The sequence below is a fragment of the Ciceribacter azotifigens genome (assembly GCF_048159625.1).
Classification (GTDB): domain Bacteria; phylum Pseudomonadota; class Alphaproteobacteria; order Rhizobiales; family Rhizobiaceae; genus Allorhizobium; species Allorhizobium azotifigens.
On record NZ_JBLQTA010000003.1, the window covers coordinates 90,060 to 109,003 of the forward strand.

An 18,944-nucleotide genomic window follows, 5' to 3' on the forward strand; every position below is an offset into this window, starting at 1 on the left:
GCCCCTGCAGTTTACCTAAAAGAGGTTGCCTGGCCTCCTCCAGACAGGTTGCGGCTCTCGCCCGGCGCTTACGTCTTTGTCGTCGTCGTTCGCTGGTTCGTCTACAAAGGATGTCGTCATGCCCCCAGCAGTGAACGCGAAATCGGTGACCCGTAACGTCGGCTGGAGCGTCCTATCCAAGACAGGGACATTCGGGCTTAAGTTTGTCACCGTGCCGATTTTGGCCCGCATCCTGTCACCCGACGAGTTCGGCGCGGTCGCCGTCGCGCTCGCCGCCGTTCAGTTCCTCGCGATGATCGGCGGGGCCGGATTTGCCTCCGCACTGATACTCCAGGAGGACGAGGACGCAGTCACGGTCCACTCCGTCTTCTGGACAAATCTCGCGATTTCGGCGCTGCTGGCCTTCGTCATCTATGTCTACGCGGAACCCATTGCCGGCATGTTGGGAGCCACGGAGGCCGCCTACCTCCTGCGGACGATGTGTCTGCTGATTCCCCTGCAACTCGGCGGCGACGTCGCCTATGCGCTTCTTGCCCGGCGCATGCAGTTCTCCAAGGACGCGCTCTGGAGCATGATCTCGGAGTCGCTCGGCGCCGCGATCGCGCTGGTGCTTGCGCTCGCGGGCGTCGGTGTGTGGGCGCTGGTCGCACAACTCTTCTCCTCCGCCCTCATCCGCATCTGGGGTCTCTACGCCGTCTCGGGCTATCGCCCGGGATTCGCCTTCAGCATTCGCCGCGTGCTCGCGCTCACCCGTTTCAGTCTCGGCATGATGGGCTCCGAGGTCGCCAATTTCGTTACGTTCCAGTCGCCGATGGTGGTGATCTCCCGCCATCTCGGTTTGGCGGATGCGGGGGCCTATTCCGCGGCCAACCGATTCTCGAGCATTCCGAACCAGGTGGTGTTGTCCGCGGTCATGGGCGTTCTCTTCCCGGCCTTCAGCTCGATGATGCATGATCGCGAACGGCGGTCACAGGCGCTGATGCTGAGCACGCAGGTGACGACCGTGCTGCTCGCCCCGATGATGTTCGGTCTCTGGGCGGTCGCAGAACCTGCAATGCGCGTGCTGTTCGGCGAACAGTGGGCTTATGCCTGGCCTGTGCTCGGCCTGCTTGCCATATCCAAGGGTATTCTTACGCCCTGCAGTACCTTCATTCCCTATTTGAAGGGCATCGGCCGTGGGGGCGTCCTCTTCTGGTGGGCGCTCCTGCGCGCGGCCGTCACCACTGCCGCCGTCGCGGCCGGAGCGTTGCGGGGATCGCTGGTCGAGGCGATGATCGCGCTCTGTATCGTCAACGCAATCGTCCTTGCCGGCTACTCATGGATCGTCTTCAGGGCCGACGACAAGCCGTTCCTGCGCGGTTTCCTCCAGGCGAGTCGCCCCATGTTCACCTCGATCGTCATGGCGGTCGCGGTGCGGGCGCTTCTTGATACCTACGGGCACCTCGTCCCCCATCCGGCGCTCCAGATGATGGTTGGTATCCTTGCCGGAGGCGTGATTTACGCGGTTCTCATCCTGCTCACCGAACGGCCCCTGCTGCGGACGCTTGTGGCGCTTGCCCGCAAGACCGCACCCGCCGCAGAGCCGGCGGCGGCGCTCGCGGAATAGGATTCGGCGATGCGTGCCTCAATTGGGGCACGATCTATTCCATTGGGACCCGGTCATTGAGACGGTGCGGGCCTTCCGGGCTTCTCACGAAGAAAAAATCTGGCTGCCAACGGCCGTTATTGCCCCGATGTACAACCATATCGTTGATTATCGTAACCGTCTGCAATCCTGCGTTTTTTGACGATATTCAAGAGTTCAAGACCTTTCCTGGGCAGGGAACCTCATCAGAACAATTGTGCAGCGCAACATAATCGGCGGCGTTTTCTCGCTGCACTGCCATATTTTCTACCTCTTCACACCCCTAGCTTAGGGATGCGGGCTCAAGTCTGCTCTGGTTGAAACGGCTGCTTAGGGGGAGCGGCCCAATAGGGGTGACTGCCATCGTGAACGTCGACGCGAACGTCTCATCGCGGATCAATCTGATGCGGCTCCTGCTGATCGCAGGGATCGTTTTCGTCCACATACCTTACGATCCGCAAAGAAGTCCCTATCTCGGGAGCTATGGCACCGTGGATTGGCTGCGAGTCTATCTCGGAGACAGCCTCTTCCGGATCGGTGTTCCGTGCCTCAGCGCGATCTCCGGCTATCTGCTTTTCCGCCGCGGCCTTACGCAGTTCGACTACCGCAGGGTACTCGGCAGCAAGGCGGTGACGGTCCTTCTTCCTTTCATGATCTGGAACAGCGCTTTTCTGCTCCTCGTCTTCGCGGCCCAGAGAAACGGCGTTGCCGTCGGCTACCTTCCGGACGTCGCAGGTGCCCCGCCGCACGAACTGGCGAGCCTCGCCTTTGCCGTCCAGGACTGGCCGATCAACCTGCCGCTCTATTTCCTGCGCGACCTGCTGCTCTGCATCGCGCTCTCTCCACTTCTCGGACAGCTTGTCATGCGCTTTCCGCATCTCACGCTGGCCTTGTTCCTGGCCTATGCCGTGCTGCCGGTCCCGAACCTGATCTTCCTGAAGAAGTCGATCCTGTTCGGTTTCAGCCTCGGCATCTATGCCTCGCTTCACCAGATCGACATCAAGCGTCTCGACGAGCACGCCATGTCCATAACGCTCGCCGTCGGCGCGGCGTCGCTGCTGTTGGCGGCAGGACTTTACGCAACCGGGCCCGAATATCCTCTATGGCTCGAAATGTTGCGCAATCTCACGGCAATTGCCGGCATTCTCGGCGCCTGGGCACTGTCGAGCCTCCTCGTCCGTACCCGCTTCGGGACCCGGCTCGCGTCCGGCGGCGGCCTGAGCTTCTGGATCTTCTGCGGCCACTACCCACTCCTCATCCTCCTATGGATGGCCTGGAACCGGATGGGCTCGGTTTCCTATCCACTCTTCTATCTCACGGCGCCGGTGCTGACGCTGGTGTTCCTGACCACGACCCACGGCCTTGTGAAACGCGCAACTCCCGGGCTTCACGCCATCCTCACCGGCAACCGGACAGACCGCGGCCGCGAGCGACGTTATCCGCCGAGCGAGGCCGTGGCCTCCCGCTCCGAATACTCTTCGTAGGCAAAGGTGAAAGACGATGACATTTCTCCGCAAGACAGAATGCCACCGCCTTGCAATCATCGGCCTCCTGGCACTGGCGCCAACCGCCGCCGGTGCTCAGGAAGGCGTGACCGGGGCATCTTTCGTCGAAACCTTCGACAAGCTCGATACTTCGTTCTGGTTCGTGTCGGACGGCTGGAACAACGGTGCGCACCAGAACTGCACCTGGTCGAAGTCGCAGGTATCCGTGGCAGGCGGGCTCCTGACATTGACGCTCGACCAGAAGGAGACCGGCGACCGCGATTATGCCTGCGGCGAGATCCAGACTCGTAAGCGGTACGGCTACGGGACCTACGAGATCCGGATGAAGGCGGCAACCGGACCTGGCCTGAACTCCGCCTTCTTCAGCTATATCGGCCCCGCCGACAAGAAGCCGCATGATGAAATCGACTTCGAGGTGCTCGGCAGGGACACGTCGAAGGTTCAGGTCAACCAGTACGTCTCTCGCAAGGGTGGCAACGAGGCTCTGGTCGACGTGCCCGGCGGCGCCGACACAGGCTTCAACGACTATGCCTTCGTCTGGGAGAAGGACCGGTTGCGCTTCTTCGTCAACGGCGAAATGGCCCACGAGGTCACGGATCCGACAAAGCTGCCGGTCAACGCACAGAAGATCTTCGTGAGCCTCTGGGGCACCGACACTCTCAAGGACTGGATGGGCAATTTCGCTTTCTCCGGCCCGGCGCGGATGCAGATCGAACAGGTCGCATTCACGGCCGCAGGCGACAAGTGCCAGTTCGAGGGCTCTCTCGTCTGCAAGCTGAAGTGAACCGCCCCTGTCCTGGAGAACGGATGCAATGACGCTTCACGTGCTTTACCTCGTCCATGATCTCGCCGACCCCGCCGTTCGTCGCCGGGTGCTGATGCTGTCGGCTGGTGGCGCGCGGGTAACGCTTGCCGGCTTCCGCCGCGGCGACAATGCGCTGGCAGCGGTGGAGGGTCTGCGGCCAATCGAACTCGGCGTCACTGCCGACGGCCGCTTCGCGCAACGTCTCGGCGCGGTGGGAAAGGCCTGCATCAGCATCAGCCGGGAGCTTCGTGACGTGGCCAGGCCGGACGTCATCATCGCACGCAATCTCGAAATGCTCGCGGTCGCCAACCGGGCAGTCACGGCCTTCGGCGGCCGTGTTCCGATCGTGTACGAGAGCCTCGACATCCATCGTCTCCTGCTCCGCGGCGATTTCGTCGGTCGCGTTTTGCGCGGTGCGGAAGCGCGTCTCGGGCGAAAAGCAAAGCTTCTGATCACCAGTTCCCCGGCCTTCGTCGAGAACTATTTCCGCCCCCTTTCCGGGCTCGACCTCCCCGTTCTCCTCCTGCAAAACCAGGTCCTGGCGCTCGGGGAGGAGGACGACGCTCCGCCGCCGGCGCGGCAACGCAGGAAGGGCGATCCGTGGCGGGTCGGCTGGTTCGGGGCGCTGCGGTGCAGCCGTTCGCTGGCGATGCTCTCGACGCTTTCACGCGTCACGAGCGGACGAGTCGAGATCGTCCTGCGCGGCCGCCCCGCGCGATCGGAGTTGAAAGACTTCGACGATGTCGTCGCGGCAGAGCCCTACATGACCTTCGAAGGTCCTTACCGCAACCCCGAGGATCTCCCGGCGATCTATGCCGGCGTGGACTTCGTCTGGACCATCGATTTCTTCGAGGAGGGCCAGAACTCCACCTGGCTGCTGCCGAACCGCCTGTACGAAGGTTGCCGCCACGGTGCGGTACCGATCGCCCTTGCCGGCACGGAGACGGCTCATTTCCTCGAGGACAGGAAAATCGGGCTCGTGCTTCCCGATGCTGATGGCTCCCGCCTTCAGGAGCTGTTCGAAGGCATGGATGAAGAGAGCTATCGGCACGCTTTCGAGGCCGTGGCCAAACAACATCCTTCTCTCTGGAGCGTGCGGCGCGACGACTGTGAAGCCTTCGTCAGACGGCTCGCGACGCTTTCGACCAATACGGACGGTGCTGCAACCGTGGCAGTGACCCGTTCCCCAACCTATCGCGATCAAGGAGGACTATCATGACGGGCGAACAGCTGAAGCCGGTGCGGTGCCTCATCGCCATACCCTGCCTCAACGAGGCGGGGCACATAGAAGCGGTCATCGCCAACTTGCACAAGGCACTCGCCGACCTCGACGCCCGGATCATCGTCGCCGACGGCGGCAGCACAGACGGAACCCGTGAGATCGTCCAAAGGATCGAGCGCGAGAATCCCAAAGTGACACTTCTCACCAACCCGGGAAAAATCCAGAGTGCGGGGGTCAATCTCGCGGTCGCGACCTACGGTCTTGATTGCGACTATCTGATCCGCATCGACGCCCATGGCGGCTACCCGGAAGACTACTGCCAGACGCTGGTGGCCGAGGCACTCACCACGGGAGCGGATTCCGTCGTGGTCGGCATGCGGACCGTCGGGTTCGGACTGTTCCAGAAGGCGACGGCGCTTGCCCAGAACTCGCGTCTCGGCAACGGCGGTTCGCGTCACCGCATCGGTGCCGCCAGCCACTGGACCGATCACGGTCACCACGCGCTGATGAAGATTGCCGTCTTCCGCAAGATGGGCGGCTACGACGAGGCGTTCAACCATAACGAGGATGCGGAGCTCGACTATCGGCTGAACCAGGCGGGATACCGCATCTGGATGACCGACAAGACCAGCATGGTCTACTATCCGCGGACCAATCCGGTCTCGCTCTACCGGCAATATTTCGGCTACGGCCGCGGCCGCGCACGCAACTTCCTGAAGCATCGCTCATGGCCGAGCATCCGCCAGATGATCCCGCTTTCAGTTGTTCCGGTGACCGTCGGCGCAGCGCTCGCCGTCTTCAACGCCGCCGCCGCCATTCCGTTTGCTCTGTGGGCCGCCGCCTGCCTTGGCTACGGCGCCTGGCTGGCGATCGGGGACCGCAATCCGCACGGACCGCTCGCGGCCATCTCCGCGATGGTCATGCATTTCGCTTGGTCCGCCGGCTTCTGGCGCGAGGTGATCGCGGCCCGCAATCGCACGCCGGTCCGGGCGACGGGCGGGGAGATGTCGCGATGACACAGCTTCAGTCCATAGAAGCAGCGGCGGCAACGCGGATCGACATCGGCGTCTGCACCTTTCGGCGGCAGACGCTCGAGAGAACGCTGCTGTCGCTCGCAACCATCGATATCCCGGAAGGTGTCACCCTTCGCGTCATCGTCGCCGACAATGACGTAGAGCCGAGCGCAGAACCGCTCGTCGAACGGATAAGACGGCGGCTGCCATACGACCTTTCCTATGTTCATTGCCCCGCCGGCAACATCTCGATCGCGCGCAATGCTTGCCTCGACGAGGCGACTGGCGACTACCTCGCTTTCATCGATGACGACGAGACTGCATCCGAATACTGGCTCTCCAACCTGCTTGCGACAGCCCGAACGAGCGGCGCCGATGCGGTTCTCGGCCCCGTCGCGGCACGTTACGACGAACGCGCACCGGGCTGGATGCGGCGTGGGGACTTCCATTCGACCCGGCCGGTCTGGGTCGGCGGTGAAATCCGCACCGGCTATACCTGCAATGTCCTGCTGCGGCTCGGATCACCGGTCGTCGCGGGACGCCGCTTCAATCTCGCCCTCGGCAAGAGCGGCGGGGAGGACACTGCGTATTTCACGCAGATGAACCGGGCCGGCGGCAAGATCGCCTTCTCGCCCGTGGCGCTGGTGTTCGAACCCGTGCCGGAGCAGCGGGCGCGGTTCGGCTGGCTTGCTGTCCGGCGCTATCGCATGGGTCAGACCCACGGCCGCCTTCTGGCGGAGGGCACGTCGGCAACCGCGCGCCCGCTGCAGATCACCCTCGCCGCCGCGAAGTCCGGCTATTGCGCGGCCGCGGCACTGCTCTTCGCGCCTCTTGCCGTGCCGCGGAACCGATATCTCCTGCGGGCCATTATGCATGCCGGCGTCGTCACCGGTCTGGCGGGCGCCCGCATCATTCATCAATACGGAAAGCTGGAGGCGAGCACCCCATGATCGAGCCGACGTGTGACGTCACTGTCGTGATCGCCGCCTTCAATGCCGAGGCGACGATCGAGCGCGCGGTGGTGAGTGCACTGATGCAGGACGATGTCAGCGTCGAGGTCATCGTCGTCGACGACTGCTCCCGCGACGCGACCCGCGAGATCGTCCTGGCGATCGACGATCCCCGCGTCCGTCTGATCGCGCACGAGCGCAACAAGGGACCGGGCGGGGCGCGCAACACGGCGTTCGACGCCGCCTCGGGCCGGTGGCTCGCCGTCCTCGACGCCGACGACACAATCTACGGCGACCGTCTTTCCCGTCTCGTCCGCCAAGCGGAGGAGATGAGCGCCGACGTGATCGTCGACAATCTCGATATCGTTTCGCCGCAGGGCGCGCGCCGCGCCATGTTCCCCGCGGCCGAGCTCTCCCGTCAGCCGTGGATGACACTCGAAGCCTTCATCTCCTCGAATGTGCTCTTCCAGTCGACCTATAACTACGGCTACATGAAGCCCGTCTTCAGGCGCAGTTTCCTCGAAGGACACGGGCTGCGCTTCAACGAGAGCCTGAAGATCGGCGAGGACTACATTCTGCTCGCATCAGCCCTCGCCGCCGGCGGCCGGTGCGCCGTTAACCCCCGTGTCGGCTATGCCTATCATCTCACGGACGGTTCGATCTCGAGCGTTCTCAAGCGCCATCACGTCGAAGCCATGCTCGCAGCCGACGCGGCCTTCGTTCAGTCCTATCCGCTCGACACGGCAACCCTCAGGGCGCAGCAGCGGCGCAGACGAAGTCTGGAGCAAGCCCGCTCCTTCCTCGCTTTGATCGACCATTTCAAGCAGGGAGCCGTCGCTCCGGCCATCGTCACCGCACTTCGCGATCCGCTGGCGCTCAGACATCTGAGAATGCCGATTGCAGCGCGGCTGCGGCGACTGATCGGCCCGCCCTCTTCAGCGCCGCGAAAAGATCCACCCCGGGCAACAGGCCCACACACTAGCAAAGGATAGTGCCATGGACCCAGTGAGGACCGTCAGGAAAGCCGTAATCCCCGTCGCGGGTAACGGAACCCGTTTTCTGCCCGCCACGAAGGCGATGCCGAAGGAAATGCTGACCATCGTCGACCGTCCTGTCGTCCAGTATGCGGTTGACGAGGCGCGCGAGGCCGGCATCGAGCAGATCATCTTCGTCACCGGCCGCAACAAGCAGGCGATCGAGGACCATTTCGATGATGCGCCGGAGCTGATCTCCTCGCTGACCCGGTCGGGCAAGACGGCGCAGGTCTCCGAACTCGCCGACATGTTGCCGACCGCAGGCTCGGTAAGCTTCACGCGCCAGCAGGCGCCGCTCGGTCTCGGCCATGCGGTCTGGTGCGCCCGCGAACTCGTCGGCGACGAACCCTTCGCACTGTTGCTGCCAGACATGATTTCCTACGGCGTCCGCGGCTGCCTGGCGGGCTTGATGGATCTCTACCACGCCGCAGGCGGCAACATCCTCGGCGTCGAGCAGTGTGCGCCGGAAGACACGTCGAAATACGGAATCGTCGGCAAGGGGACGGGCGTGCCCCACGGCTTTGCCGTAACCGAAATGGTGGAGAAGCCCCAGCCGAGTGCAGCCCCGTCGAACTACTACCTGAACGGCCGCTACATCCTTCAGCCTGAGATCTTCGGAATCCTCGCCCATCAACCCCGAGGTGCCGGCAACGAAATTCAGCTGACGGACGCGATGGTGACCTTGTCGGAAAGCCAGCCGTTCTATGCCCATCCCTACGAGGGGCGTACCTTCGACTGCGGCTGCAAGCACGGCTTCATCGAGGCCAACGTGGCCTTCGCCCTCGCGCGCGACGATATCAGCGGGCTGGTGTTCGATTCCGTCCGCGACATGGTCTTGTCTCACGAAGGCCGTATCCGCGCTGCATAGTGCCGACCTGCCGGCGCGTCGCCGGCGAAAGACGACGAGAGCGGTCCGGACGCGATCCGGGCCGCCCACCCGACACCAGATGAAGGCGCAGCTATGCACCAGCGAACCATTCCCCTGAACGGCGTATTGTCCCGCGAGAAGGACGATTCCGACTCCTTCATTGACCTCGACCGGCTGCTGGCGGCGGTCCTTCGCAGGGTGGGCATCATCACGCTGACCGCCGCGATCTTCGTCGTCCTCGGCATCGCCTATCTCGTCTTCACGACACCGATCTACACGTCGATGACGCAGATCCTCCTTGATGAAAACCTTTCCCGGTTTGCACAGGAGGAGCAGACCTCGGCACAGGGCAAGCAGCAGGCGGACACACAAATCTCGAGCGCGGTGGAAATCCTGAAGTCGAACAAGCTCGCCCTGAGGGTGGTCGATGATCTCGGCCTCGCAGAAAACGAGACCATTCTCAATCCACCGAAGTCGCTGCCGTCCGTCGTCAAGACCTGGCTGCGCGGCTCCGTCGGCCTCTTCAGCGCGGCGACTGCCGACGACCCCGCGATCGCCGGCGCCCGGCAGAAGGCGGCCGCCCTTCTTCAGCAGGGGATCACGGTCGAACGCGTCGGCCGCAGCTCCGTTGTGGCACTCTCCTACCAGTCGCCCGACCCACAGCTCGCCGCCCGTGTCGCCAAAGGCTACAGTGATGCCTATCTCGCCGACCAGCTGAACGCGAATTTCGAAGCAGCCGAGCGCGCATCCGTCTGGCTTCAGGAGCGTCTCGACAGCCTGAGAGAGCGCGCGCAGGCAGCCTCTCTCGAGGCGGAGCGCTACAAGGCGGAGAACGGGCTAACCTCGGCACGCGGAGAGCTGATGTCGGAACAGCAGCTTTCCGACCTCAATAGCCAGCTCATCATCGCCCAGGCCGACGCGGCGCGCGCCTCGGCGCGTTACAACCAGTTCAAGGCGATCATCGACCAGGGACGCGACAACGCGGTCAAGAATGCGACAGCAGCTTCCGGTGATTCCGACAACGCCGTGATCCAGGATCTTCGCACCCGCTATCTGTCGATAGAGCGACGGGAAAAGGACATCACCGCGAGCTTCGGCGCCGACCATCCGCAGGCTGTAGCCCTGAAGGCGGAGAAAGACGATGTCGCCCAGCAGATCTTTCAGGAGATGCAGCGACTGACGGAACGCTACCGCAACGAATTCGAGGTCACGCAGTCCCGTGAGCAATCCCTTCGCAAGAGCATAGAGGGTGTGACGGGCAAGAACTCCGAAGCCAACCAGTCCATGGTGCGGCTCAGGGAACTGGAGCAGCGCGCGACCGCGCTCAAGTCGCTCTACCAGTCCTATCTCGACCGCTACGAGCAGGCCTCGCAGCAGCAGTCCTTCCCGATCGCAGAGGCGCGCGTGATCTCCGAGCCGGGCGTGCCGGTCTCTCCGTCGAGCCCGAAGAAGACCCTGGTTCTGGCGCTTTCGGCCGTGCTCGGCCTCATGGCCGGCGGCGCGCTCGCCTTCGTCCAGGAGATGCGAGAACGGTATTTCCGGCTGGAAAGCGACGTCCGGTCGACGCTTGGCCAAACCTCTCTAGGTTATTTGCCGCTGGTCGGCGCCACGCCCGAAACGCCTCTGCAGCGCCTGCGTGCGGCGCTCGACCGCCGACGGGGACGCCCCGCGCCGCCACCGGCCCACATGCCGCTCGAACGCATGACGCGCATCGTGCTGGACACGCCGCGATCGGCTTTCGCGGAGACATTGAGGAACGCCAAGCTCGCGACCGACATCGTGCTGCAGGGTCGTCCCAGCCGGGTGATCGGCATCGTGTCGGCCATGCCCGGGGAAGGCAAGACGACGGTTGCCGCAAACTTCGCGGCACTGCTCGCGGCTTCGGGTAAAAAGACGCTTCTGATCGACGCGGATCTGCGCAATCCCAAGCTCAGCCGGATGCTGAAACCCGTTCCAAAGGCGGGCCTCGTGGAAGCCGTGCTCGGCGACATCACATGGACGAACGCAGTCAGGGTCGACCAGCAGTCCAAGCTCGCCGTTCTTCCGGTCGCCCCGCGCCCGAACGGCGACACCCATCCCCACACAAACGAGCTGCTCGCCTCGCCGGGCATGGCGAGCATTCTGGAAAACGCTCGCCAGATATTCGACTACGTCATCGTCGATCTGGCGCCGGTCGGACCGGTCGTCGATGCGAAAGCCTTTTCGGCCCACGCCGACGGCTTCATCTATGTTGTCGAATGGGGCAAGACGCCGAGCCGGCTGGTCGCAGACCTTCTCGCCGCCGAGCCGCACATTGCTGCAAAGATTCTCGGCGTGCTGCTCAACAAGACCGACATGACGCAGCTCGCCAAGTACAGTGATTTCGGCGGGCAGGAGAAATTCCGGCGGGAGTACGACAAATACTACTGATCACACGAACGGCAGCCTCCGCCGCACGCATCTACATGTTCGGCGGAGGCTGTGTTGCGTCCGGGGTTCAGCGATAGCGATCCGAACGCCCGACGCTTTCGTAGACGAAGCCATGGTCGGCGACGTGCCCCGGCGAGTATATGTTTCGCAGGTCGACCAGGACCGGTGCATTCATCAGGTCCTTCAGCTTCGGGAAGTCGAGGGAACGGAATTCTTCCCATTCAGTAATGATCACCAGCGCATCCGCCCCGCGTGCCACGCCTTCCGCATCGTCGCGATAGTCTATCTCGGGCATCAGTTCGCGCGCCGCCTCCATGCCCTCCGGATCGTAGGCCTGCAACAGCGCGCCCTTGTCGAGCAAAGCCTGGACGATCGACAAGGCCGGAGATTCCCGCACGTCGTCGGTATCCGGCTTGAAGGTCAGCCCGAGGATGCCGATCGTCCTGCCGCGGACGTCACCGCCGACCGCCCGTTCGACCTTGCGGGCCATGGCGCGCTTGCGCGTCTCGTTGATGCCGACGATCGTCTCGATGAGACGGATCGGCTTGTTGTGATCCTGGGCGGTCTTCACGAGCGCCAGCGTATCCTTCGGGAAGCACGAGCCGCCATAACCCGGGCCGGCATTCAGGAACTTCCGGCCGATACGGCTGTCGAGCCCCATGCCCAGCGAAACGTCCTGGACGTTCGCCCCGACCTCCTCGCAGAGATCGGCGATCTCGTTGATGTAGGCGAGCTTGAGTGCGAGGAAGGCATTCGCCGCATATTTGGTGAGCTCGGCCGTGCGGCGTGAGGTAAAGAGCACCGGATGCCTTTCGGAATCGAGCGGAGCATAGACCTCGGCCATAACCGCTTTGGCCCGATCATCGTTTGATCCGACCACCACCCGGTCCGGGGCCATGAAGTCGGCGATCGCCGCCCCTTCCCGCAGGAATTCCGGATTGGAGACGACGGCGACGTCGGCATCGGGGTTGACCTCGCCGATGATCCGCTCGAGCTGGTCGCCGGTGCCGACCGGAACCGTCGACTTGGTGACGAGAACGGTGAAACCGCGCAGCGCCTCGGCCACTTCGCGCGTCGCTGAATAGACATAGCTCAGATCCGCATGGCCGTCGCTCTTGCGCGACGGTGTGCCGACGGCGAGGAAAACCACATCCGCATCCGCGACGGGGCCGGCGAGTTCCGTCGTGAAATGCAGTCGTCCGGCCGCGACATTGCGGGCGATCATGTCCTCAAGGCCCGGTTCGTAGATCGGAACCTCGCCGTTGTTCAGCCGGGCAATCTTCGACGCGTCCTTGTCGATGCAGACCACGTCGTGACCGAATTCCGACAGGCATACTCCAGAAACCAGACCGACATAGCCGGTGCCAATGATCGCTATCCGCAAGATGCACTCCACTCGCAAAGAACCACCCGGACGCCGCTGGATGCGACATTGCCGGGAAGGCAGCACGGTCAACCAAATCCGGCTGCAAACAAACGTTCCGGAAGGCGGAACGGCTTCTGGATTAGCGCAATCGGACGGAAAAACCAAGCATTAGCGCGGGAGTATAAGCCTTCCGGGCTAGCACGGGCGGGCGGGTTCGCATGCCCGCCCAACCTCACGGATTCGAAAGAAAAAAGCGCCTACCAAGGCCCGCCGCGCCGCACGCACCCTAAGCCCAAATCGCTACATGCCATTGGGACCGGGACCCCTGATATCATCGCTGGACAAACGGACCACGCGTATTCTTCCGTCAACGATGACGCGATCTGCACCGGAAACACGACCACCCACACGAATAACGTCAGGCGCGAAACATCCCACCTCGTTGACGTTTACGTCAATGTCAGATAGACGTGTTCTGTCTTGAACGGCGAGATCAAACGCATACTCTCGCCGTTGGGCAATGAGGAGGAAATGCGCGCCGCCCGCGAGGGCGAAGCGTAAGAAGCGATCGGGGAGGAAAGCATGTCGGACGTATCAAGCCGCCGCAGTGGGCACGCAGCGGAGAGGATTTGGCTTGCTTCCTATCCGGAAAGCGTCCCGGCAGAAATTGCGCCGCTCGAGCATGCTTCGCTTGGAGCCCTTTTCGAAAGCAGCTGCGCCAAATATGCCGACCGGCTTGCCTTTTCGAGCATGGGACGCGGCATGACCTTCCGCGAGCTGGACGCTCAGTCCCGCAAGATAGGCGCCTGGCTACAGGCCCAAGGATTAGCCAAGGGCGACCGCGTCGCCGTGATGACGCCGAACATCCTCCAGAACCCCGTAACGGTCTATGGCATTCTCCGTGCGGGCTTCGTCGTCGTCAACGTCAACCCGCTCTACACGCCGCGCGAACTCGAACATCAGCTCAAGGACTCCGGCGCTAAGGCGATCTTCGTACTGGAAAACTTCGCCCATACGGTGGAGCAGGTTCTGCCGCACCTGCAACTGAAGCACGTCGTGGTCGCGACCATGGGCGACATGCTGGGCCTCAAGGGCCACATCGTCAACTTCGTCGTCCGCAAGGTCAAGAAGCTGGTGCCGGCCTGGTCTATCCCGCAACACAAGAGTTTCCGGCAGGTTTTGGCCGAAGGTGCCCGCCAGACACTGAAACCCGTGGAAATAAAGGGCAGCGATGTTGCCTTCCTTCAGTATACGGGCGGCACGACCGGCGTTTCGAAGGGTGCCACGCTCACACATGCGAACCTGCTCTCCAACAAGGAGCAGATCATGGTGTGGCTCGAGGCGATCTTTACGACCAGGCCGCGGCCGGAGGTCATGACCTTCATCTGCGCCCTGCCGCTCTATCACATCTTCGCACTTACCGTGAATTCGCTGATGGGGATCGCGACCGGCAGCCACAATATCCTGATCGCCAATCCGCGCGACATTCCGGCCTTCGTGAAGGAATTGCAGCAATACAAGGCGCATGTCTTCCCCGGCCTCAACACGCTCTTCAATGCGCTAATGAACAATCCGGACTTCCAGAAGCTCGATTTTTCCTCGTTGCTACTGGTGCTCGGCGGCGGCATGGCGGTGCAGCGGCCGGTTGCCGAGCGCTGGCTCCAGATGACCGGGTGCCCGATCAGCGAAGGCTACGGTCTCTCGGAAACCTCTCCGGTGGCAACCGTCAACCGGCTCGATTCCAGAGAATTCTCGGGCATGATCGGCCTGCCGCTTCCCTCGACAGAGATCGAAATCCGTGACGAGGACGGCAGGACGCTGCCCGTCGGCGATGTCGGAGAAATCTGCATTCGCGGTCCGCAGGTCATGGCGGGCTACTGGCAACGGCCGGAGGAAACGGCAAAGGTCATGACTGACGACGGCTTCTTCCGCTCCGGCGACATGGGCGTGATGGACGAACGTGGCTATGTGAAAATCGTCGACCGCAAGAAGGACATGATCCTGGTCTCAGGCTTTAATGTCTATCCGAACGAGATCGAAGAAGTGGCGGCCATGCATCCGGGCGTTCTGGAATGCGCAGCGGTCGGCGTCCCGGACCAGCACTCCGGCGAGGCCGTCAAGCTCTTCGTGGTGAAGAAGGACCCTGACCTTACGGAGGAAGCACTGAAGGCGCATTTCACTGCAAACCTCACCAATTACAAGCGCCCGCGCTATATCGAATTCCGAAGTGAATTGCCGAAGTCGAACGTCGGCAAGATCTTGCGCCGAGAACTGCGTCCGAACACTTGAACTAGGTCCGCGGACGACGGCGGCGCCGTCGGTTCGTAACTGTGCCGCATCGGTCTCACCCAACTCCAGAATATCGCCGGCCGGGGCCAGCGCGCATGAACCCGCCTTGATCGCTCATGGGCGTCAGACTAGTGTCCTGCTTCCGAAAAGCCGAAGGACACTTGCGGCTCCATGATTCTGGCGTGGTGTTCGGATTTGCAGGTTACCCTCGCATCTGCTCGGATGAGCAACGCAAACCTCGAATCCGCCACGCCCGTTTCGGACCCGTGTCCCGCCATCGAGGGGAGATAGATGCAGGCGATCATCGACAAGCTGTCCAGCACCGCAACTGCCATGAGGGCGGAGGATATCCGGGCGGCGTTTGCTGCCGACGCGAAACGCTTCTCCCGTTTCAGTGTGAGTCTCGACGACCTGTTGATGGATTATTCCAAGTGCGCCGTGAACGAGGAGATCATCGTCCTGCTGGAGGAGCTTGCAGCCGCGGCCGGCGTTGCCGAAAAACGGGATGCGATGTTCGCCGGGGAAGCGATCAATTTCACCGAGGGCCGCGCGGTGCTGCACACGGCCTTGCGCAACCGGGCGAACACGCCGGTATTCGTCGACGGCAAGGACGTGATGCCGGACGTCAACGCCGTCCTGGAGGCCATGGGACGTTTTGCCGAGGGTATCCGCAGCGGCAGCACCAAGGGTGCGACCGGCAAGAAGATAACCGATGTGGTCAATATCGGGATTGGCGGGTCCGATCTCGGTCCTGCCATGGCAACGCTGGCGCTCGCTCCGTATCATGACGGACCGCGCCTGCATTTCGTCTCCAATGTCGACGGCGCGCACATCGCCGATACCCTGAAGAACCTGGCCGCCGAAACGACCCTGTTCATCGTCGCGTCCAAGACCTTCACAACGATCGAGACGATGACGAACGCCCGGACGGCACGCCGTTTCGTCGCCGGCGCGCTCGGAGAGGAGGCCGTCGGCCACCATTTCGCCGCCGTTTCGACAGCCCTGGACGCGGTCGCAACCTTCGGCATTCCAGCGGAACGTGTCTTCGGCTTCTGGGATTGGGTCGGCGGCCGCTATTCCGTCTGGTCGGCGATCGGCCTCTCTCTGATGATCGCGATCGGCAGTGAGAACTTCGGCCATTTCCTCGAAGGCGCCCATGCGATGGACAACCATTTTCGCACGGCGCCGTTTCGAGAAAACCTGCCGATGCTGCTCGGCCTCATCGGTTTTTATCACCGCAACGTGCTCGGCCATGCCTCGCGCGCCATCCTTCCCTATGACCAGCGACTCTCCCGTTTTGCCGCCTATCTCCAGCAACTCGACATGGAATCAAACGGCAAGAGCGTAACAATCGACGGCAAGCCGGTCGCCGGCAACTCCGGTCCGATCGTGTGGGGCGAACCCGGCACCAATGGCCAGCATGCGTTCTACCAGTTGCTCCATCAGGGAACGACCGTCGTGCCGGTCGAGTTCATGATCGCCGCCAACGGCTTCGAACCGGAGCTGCGTCACCAGCACGAGCTTTTGATCGCCAACTGCCTTGCGCAGTCCGAGGCCCTGATGAAGGGCCGCACCCTCGCCGAGGCGAAGGCACAGCTTAAAACCAAGGGCGTGAGCGAGGCCGAGATCGAGCGCATTGCGCCGCACCGGGTCTTTGCCGGCAATCGCCCCTCGGTCACCTTCATCTACGACCGGCTCACCCCCTTTGCACTGGGCCGGCTGATCGCGCTCTACGAACACCGCGTCTTCGTCGAAGGGGTGCTCTTCCGCATCAACTCCTTCGACCAATGGGGTGTAGAACTCGGCAAGGAACTCGCGACCGCACTGCTTCCTGTGGTCGAGGGCAAGACCGCCCCTTCGGGACACGACAGTTCGACCGCAGGTCTGGTCGCCAGCCTGCTGTCACGCGCCGGATGACGGATCCAAGGGCAGGCCGCCGCGGCGGACCTGCCCTGTCAGCTATTGGGCTGCGTAGCCGCCGTCGACGAGGTGGTAACTGCCGGTGACGAAGGATGCCCGGTCGGAAAGCAGGAACAGCGTGAGGTTTGCGACTTCCTCCGAGGTACCGAGCCTGCCGATCGGATGGAGTCCGACCAAGGCGGCAATGCTCTCCTCGTCCAGACTGTTCTCGACCAGCGGCGTGCGAATATAACCGGGGCCGACTGCATTCACACGCACGCCGCTCGCCGAATAGGCGATGGCAGCGGATTTCGTCATGCCGACCAACGCATGTTTCGCCGCCACATAGGCCGGCGCATTGGCGATGGCATTGGTCCCGAGAATCGATGACATGTTGACGATGGAGCCCTTTACCTGCTGCAACATGACTTCGATTTCGTACTTCATGCAGTAGAAGACGGAGTTTTGGTTCACGCCGATGACGTGATGCCATTCGTCGATCTCATATTCGGCAATCGGCTTCAACGGACCGCCAATCCCGGCATTGTTGACCGCGCAATCCAGCCCGCCGTAGGTCTCGACAGCGAAGTCGATCATCCCCTTCACAGCCTGGGGATCGCTGACATCAGCCTGCCGGGCGCTTGCCGTTCCGCCGGCAGCGGCGATCTCATCCACCACTTCCTGAGCGCCTGCCAGATTCATATCGGCGACGACGACACGGGCACCCTCCTCCGCCAGTTGACGGGCACATGCAGCACCGATACCCGAACCGCCGCCTGTGACGAGAGCGACCTTGCCGGAAAATTCCTTTGTCATGACTTCATCCTTTGTTCGACCGACCCGCGAAACGAGTGCCGCAACGGAGATTGCCGGCGCAGGTGAAGGTACGAACAAGTCACGCCGACATCAATCACGGATTCCTAATGTCGGATGGCTTAAGGATCGATACGTGCCCGCCCGTCCAAGAGTGTGGACGAACAACGGTCGGAGGATGCTAAATCCCGATCTCGTGGGCGAAGGGTGGATTTGCGCCCGCGCGCGATACGGTGACCGCCGCCGCCTTTGCACCAAGAGTCAGCGCAGCTTCGACGGCCTTTTCGTTGATTGCCGCGACCTTCTCCTTGGTCAACAGGCCCTGCATCTTCAATGAGGCGAGAATGCCCGCGTCGAACGTATCGCCGGCACCCACGGTGTCGACAACGGCGACCTTGTTCGACGGGACCGAGACCTTGAAGCCGGGCGTGTAACCCGTAGCACCTTCGGCGCCCTTGGTGATGACGACGAGCTTGGCGCCGCGCGTCAGCCAATAGGCGGCGCGTTCGTCCTGGCTGCCGGGTAGGTCGAACCAATCCAGGTCCTCATCCGAAAATTTCAGGATGTCGGACATCGCGGCCATCCGCTCGATGCGCGCCATGTAGGCGGCCTTGTCCTTGATGAAGCCCGGACGGATGTTCGGATCGAGCGAGATGACGCGGGTGGCGTGTTCGCGGGCCATCAGCGCCTCGTAGGTCGACCCGCAGGGCTCGGGGATCAGGCTGATCGCGCCGAAATGCAGAGCCTCGCAATCGTCACCGAGGGAAGGCAGGTCGCTTGTGGTGATCATCCGGCCCGCAGTGTTCTCGTCATAGAACGCGTAGGTCGCCTGCCCGTTGACGAGCTTGACGAAGGCGATGGTCGTCGGCCGCGACAGTGTCGCGCAGTAAGAAAAGTCGACATTGCTCGACTTCAGCGTCTCCCGCAGGATATCGCCCATCATGTCGTCGGAGAGACCCGTGAAAAAACCGGTCGAAATCCCGAGCCGTCCGAGCGCGATAGCCGTGTTGAAAATCGCGCCGCCGGCGTAGGGAGCGAAGCCCTTTTCGGCGAGCGTGGTTTCGCGCGGGAGCATGTCGATAAGCGCTTCGCCGCAACACAGTATCATACAGGCCTCCCGCTCGCCTTTTACGTTTCAATCGATTTA

Annotated in this window: 14 protein-coding genes; 11 read left to right on the top strand and 3 right to left on the bottom strand. The window is 62.6% G+C overall.

Translation table 11 applies throughout. From position 1 onward, the window contains the following. The first annotated feature begins 118 nt into the window (after window positions 1–118). From ACM6UT_RS05555 to ACM6UT_RS05595, 9 genes are all read left to right on the top strand, one after another. Window positions 119–1,606: a lipopolysaccharide biosynthesis protein gene (locus ACM6UT_RS05555; RefSeq protein ID WP_416796364.1), complete on the top strand. Its 1,488-nt coding sequence runs from the start codon at window positions 119–121 to the stop codon at window positions 1,604–1,606. Between the two features lie 371 nt (window positions 1,607–1,977). Continuing rightward, window positions 1,978–3,108: an acyltransferase family protein gene (locus tag ACM6UT_RS05560; protein WP_416796365.1), complete on the top strand. Its 1,131-nt coding sequence runs from the start codon at window positions 1,978–1,980 to the stop codon at window positions 3,106–3,108. Window positions 3,109–3,124: 16 nt separating this feature from the next. Beyond that, window positions 3,125–3,913 (top strand): endo-1,3-1,4-beta-glycanase ExoK, encoded by a 789-nt coding sequence (gene exoK, locus ACM6UT_RS05565; protein WP_416796366.1) that lies wholly within the window; start codon window positions 3,125–3,127, stop codon window positions 3,911–3,913. A gap of 28 nt (window positions 3,914–3,941) precedes the next feature. Next, window positions 3,942–5,153 carry a glycosyltransferase family protein gene (locus ACM6UT_RS05570; RefSeq protein ID WP_416796367.1) on the top strand — a complete coding sequence of 404 codons (1,212 nt, stop codon included), beginning with the start codon at window positions 3,942–3,944 and terminating at the stop codon, window positions 5,151–5,153. After that, window positions 5,150–6,172 (top strand): glycosyltransferase family 2 protein, encoded by a 1,023-nt coding sequence (locus tag ACM6UT_RS05575; RefSeq protein WP_416796368.1) that lies wholly within the window; start codon window positions 5,150–5,152, stop codon window positions 6,170–6,172. The genes ACM6UT_RS05570 and ACM6UT_RS05575 overlap by 4 nt, the downstream gene beginning before the upstream one ends. Next, a complete protein-coding gene (locus ACM6UT_RS05580) occupies window positions 6,169–7,119 on the top strand; it encodes a glycosyltransferase family 2 protein (RefSeq protein WP_416796369.1) in 951 nt (316 codons plus the stop codon). The genes ACM6UT_RS05575 and ACM6UT_RS05580 overlap by 4 nt, the downstream gene beginning before the upstream one ends. Further along, window positions 7,116–8,111 (top strand): glycosyltransferase family 2 protein, encoded by a 996-nt coding sequence (locus ACM6UT_RS05585; RefSeq protein ID WP_416796370.1) that lies wholly within the window; start codon window positions 7,116–7,118, stop codon window positions 8,109–8,111. Before ACM6UT_RS05580 ends, ACM6UT_RS05585 begins: the two co-directional genes overlap by 4 nt. A 4-nt stretch (window positions 8,112–8,115) precedes the next feature. After that, window positions 8,116–9,021 (top strand): UTP--glucose-1-phosphate uridylyltransferase, encoded by a 906-nt coding sequence (locus ACM6UT_RS05590; RefSeq protein ID WP_416796371.1) that lies wholly within the window; start codon window positions 8,116–8,118, stop codon window positions 9,019–9,021. A 93-nt stretch (window positions 9,022–9,114) separates the two neighbouring features. Next, window positions 9,115–11,430 (top strand): polysaccharide biosynthesis tyrosine autokinase, encoded by a 2,316-nt coding sequence (locus tag ACM6UT_RS05595; protein ID WP_416796372.1) that lies wholly within the window; start codon window positions 9,115–9,117, stop codon window positions 11,428–11,430. Between the two features lie 67 nt (window positions 11,431–11,497). Here ACM6UT_RS05595 and ACM6UT_RS05600 read toward each other — a convergent pair whose 3' ends face one another. Beyond that, window positions 11,498–12,814, bottom strand: a complete 1,317-nt coding sequence (locus ACM6UT_RS05600) for a UDP-glucose dehydrogenase family protein (protein ID WP_416796373.1) — start codon at window positions 12,812–12,814, stop codon at window positions 11,498–11,500. A gap of 564 nt (window positions 12,815–13,378) precedes the next feature. Between ACM6UT_RS05600 and ACM6UT_RS05605 the strand changes: the two genes are divergently transcribed. Then, window positions 13,379–15,085, top strand: coding sequence for a long-chain fatty acid--CoA ligase (locus ACM6UT_RS05605; protein ID WP_416796374.1), 1,707 nt, complete (start codon window positions 13,379–13,381; stop codon window positions 15,083–15,085). A 291-nt stretch (window positions 15,086–15,376) separates the two neighbouring features. Beyond that, window positions 15,377–17,002, top strand: coding sequence for a glucose-6-phosphate isomerase (gene pgi, locus ACM6UT_RS05610; protein WP_416796375.1), 1,626 nt, complete (start codon window positions 15,377–15,379; stop codon window positions 17,000–17,002). A gap of 42 nt (window positions 17,003–17,044) precedes the next feature. Here the strand turns inward: pgi and ACM6UT_RS05615 are convergent, their stop codons facing one another. Together ACM6UT_RS05615 and ACM6UT_RS05620 are read right to left on the bottom strand one after the other, a co-directional pair. Then, on the bottom strand, window positions 17,045–17,800 hold the full coding sequence (locus tag ACM6UT_RS05615) for an SDR family NAD(P)-dependent oxidoreductase (RefSeq protein WP_416796376.1): 756 nt from the start codon (window positions 17,798–17,800) through the stop codon (window positions 17,045–17,047). A gap of 178 nt (window positions 17,801–17,978) precedes the next feature. After that, on the bottom strand, window positions 17,979–18,905 hold the full coding sequence (locus ACM6UT_RS05620) for a carbohydrate kinase family protein (RefSeq protein WP_416796377.1): 927 nt from the start codon (window positions 18,903–18,905) through the stop codon (window positions 17,979–17,981). Window positions 18,906–18,944: the final 39 nt, after the last annotated feature.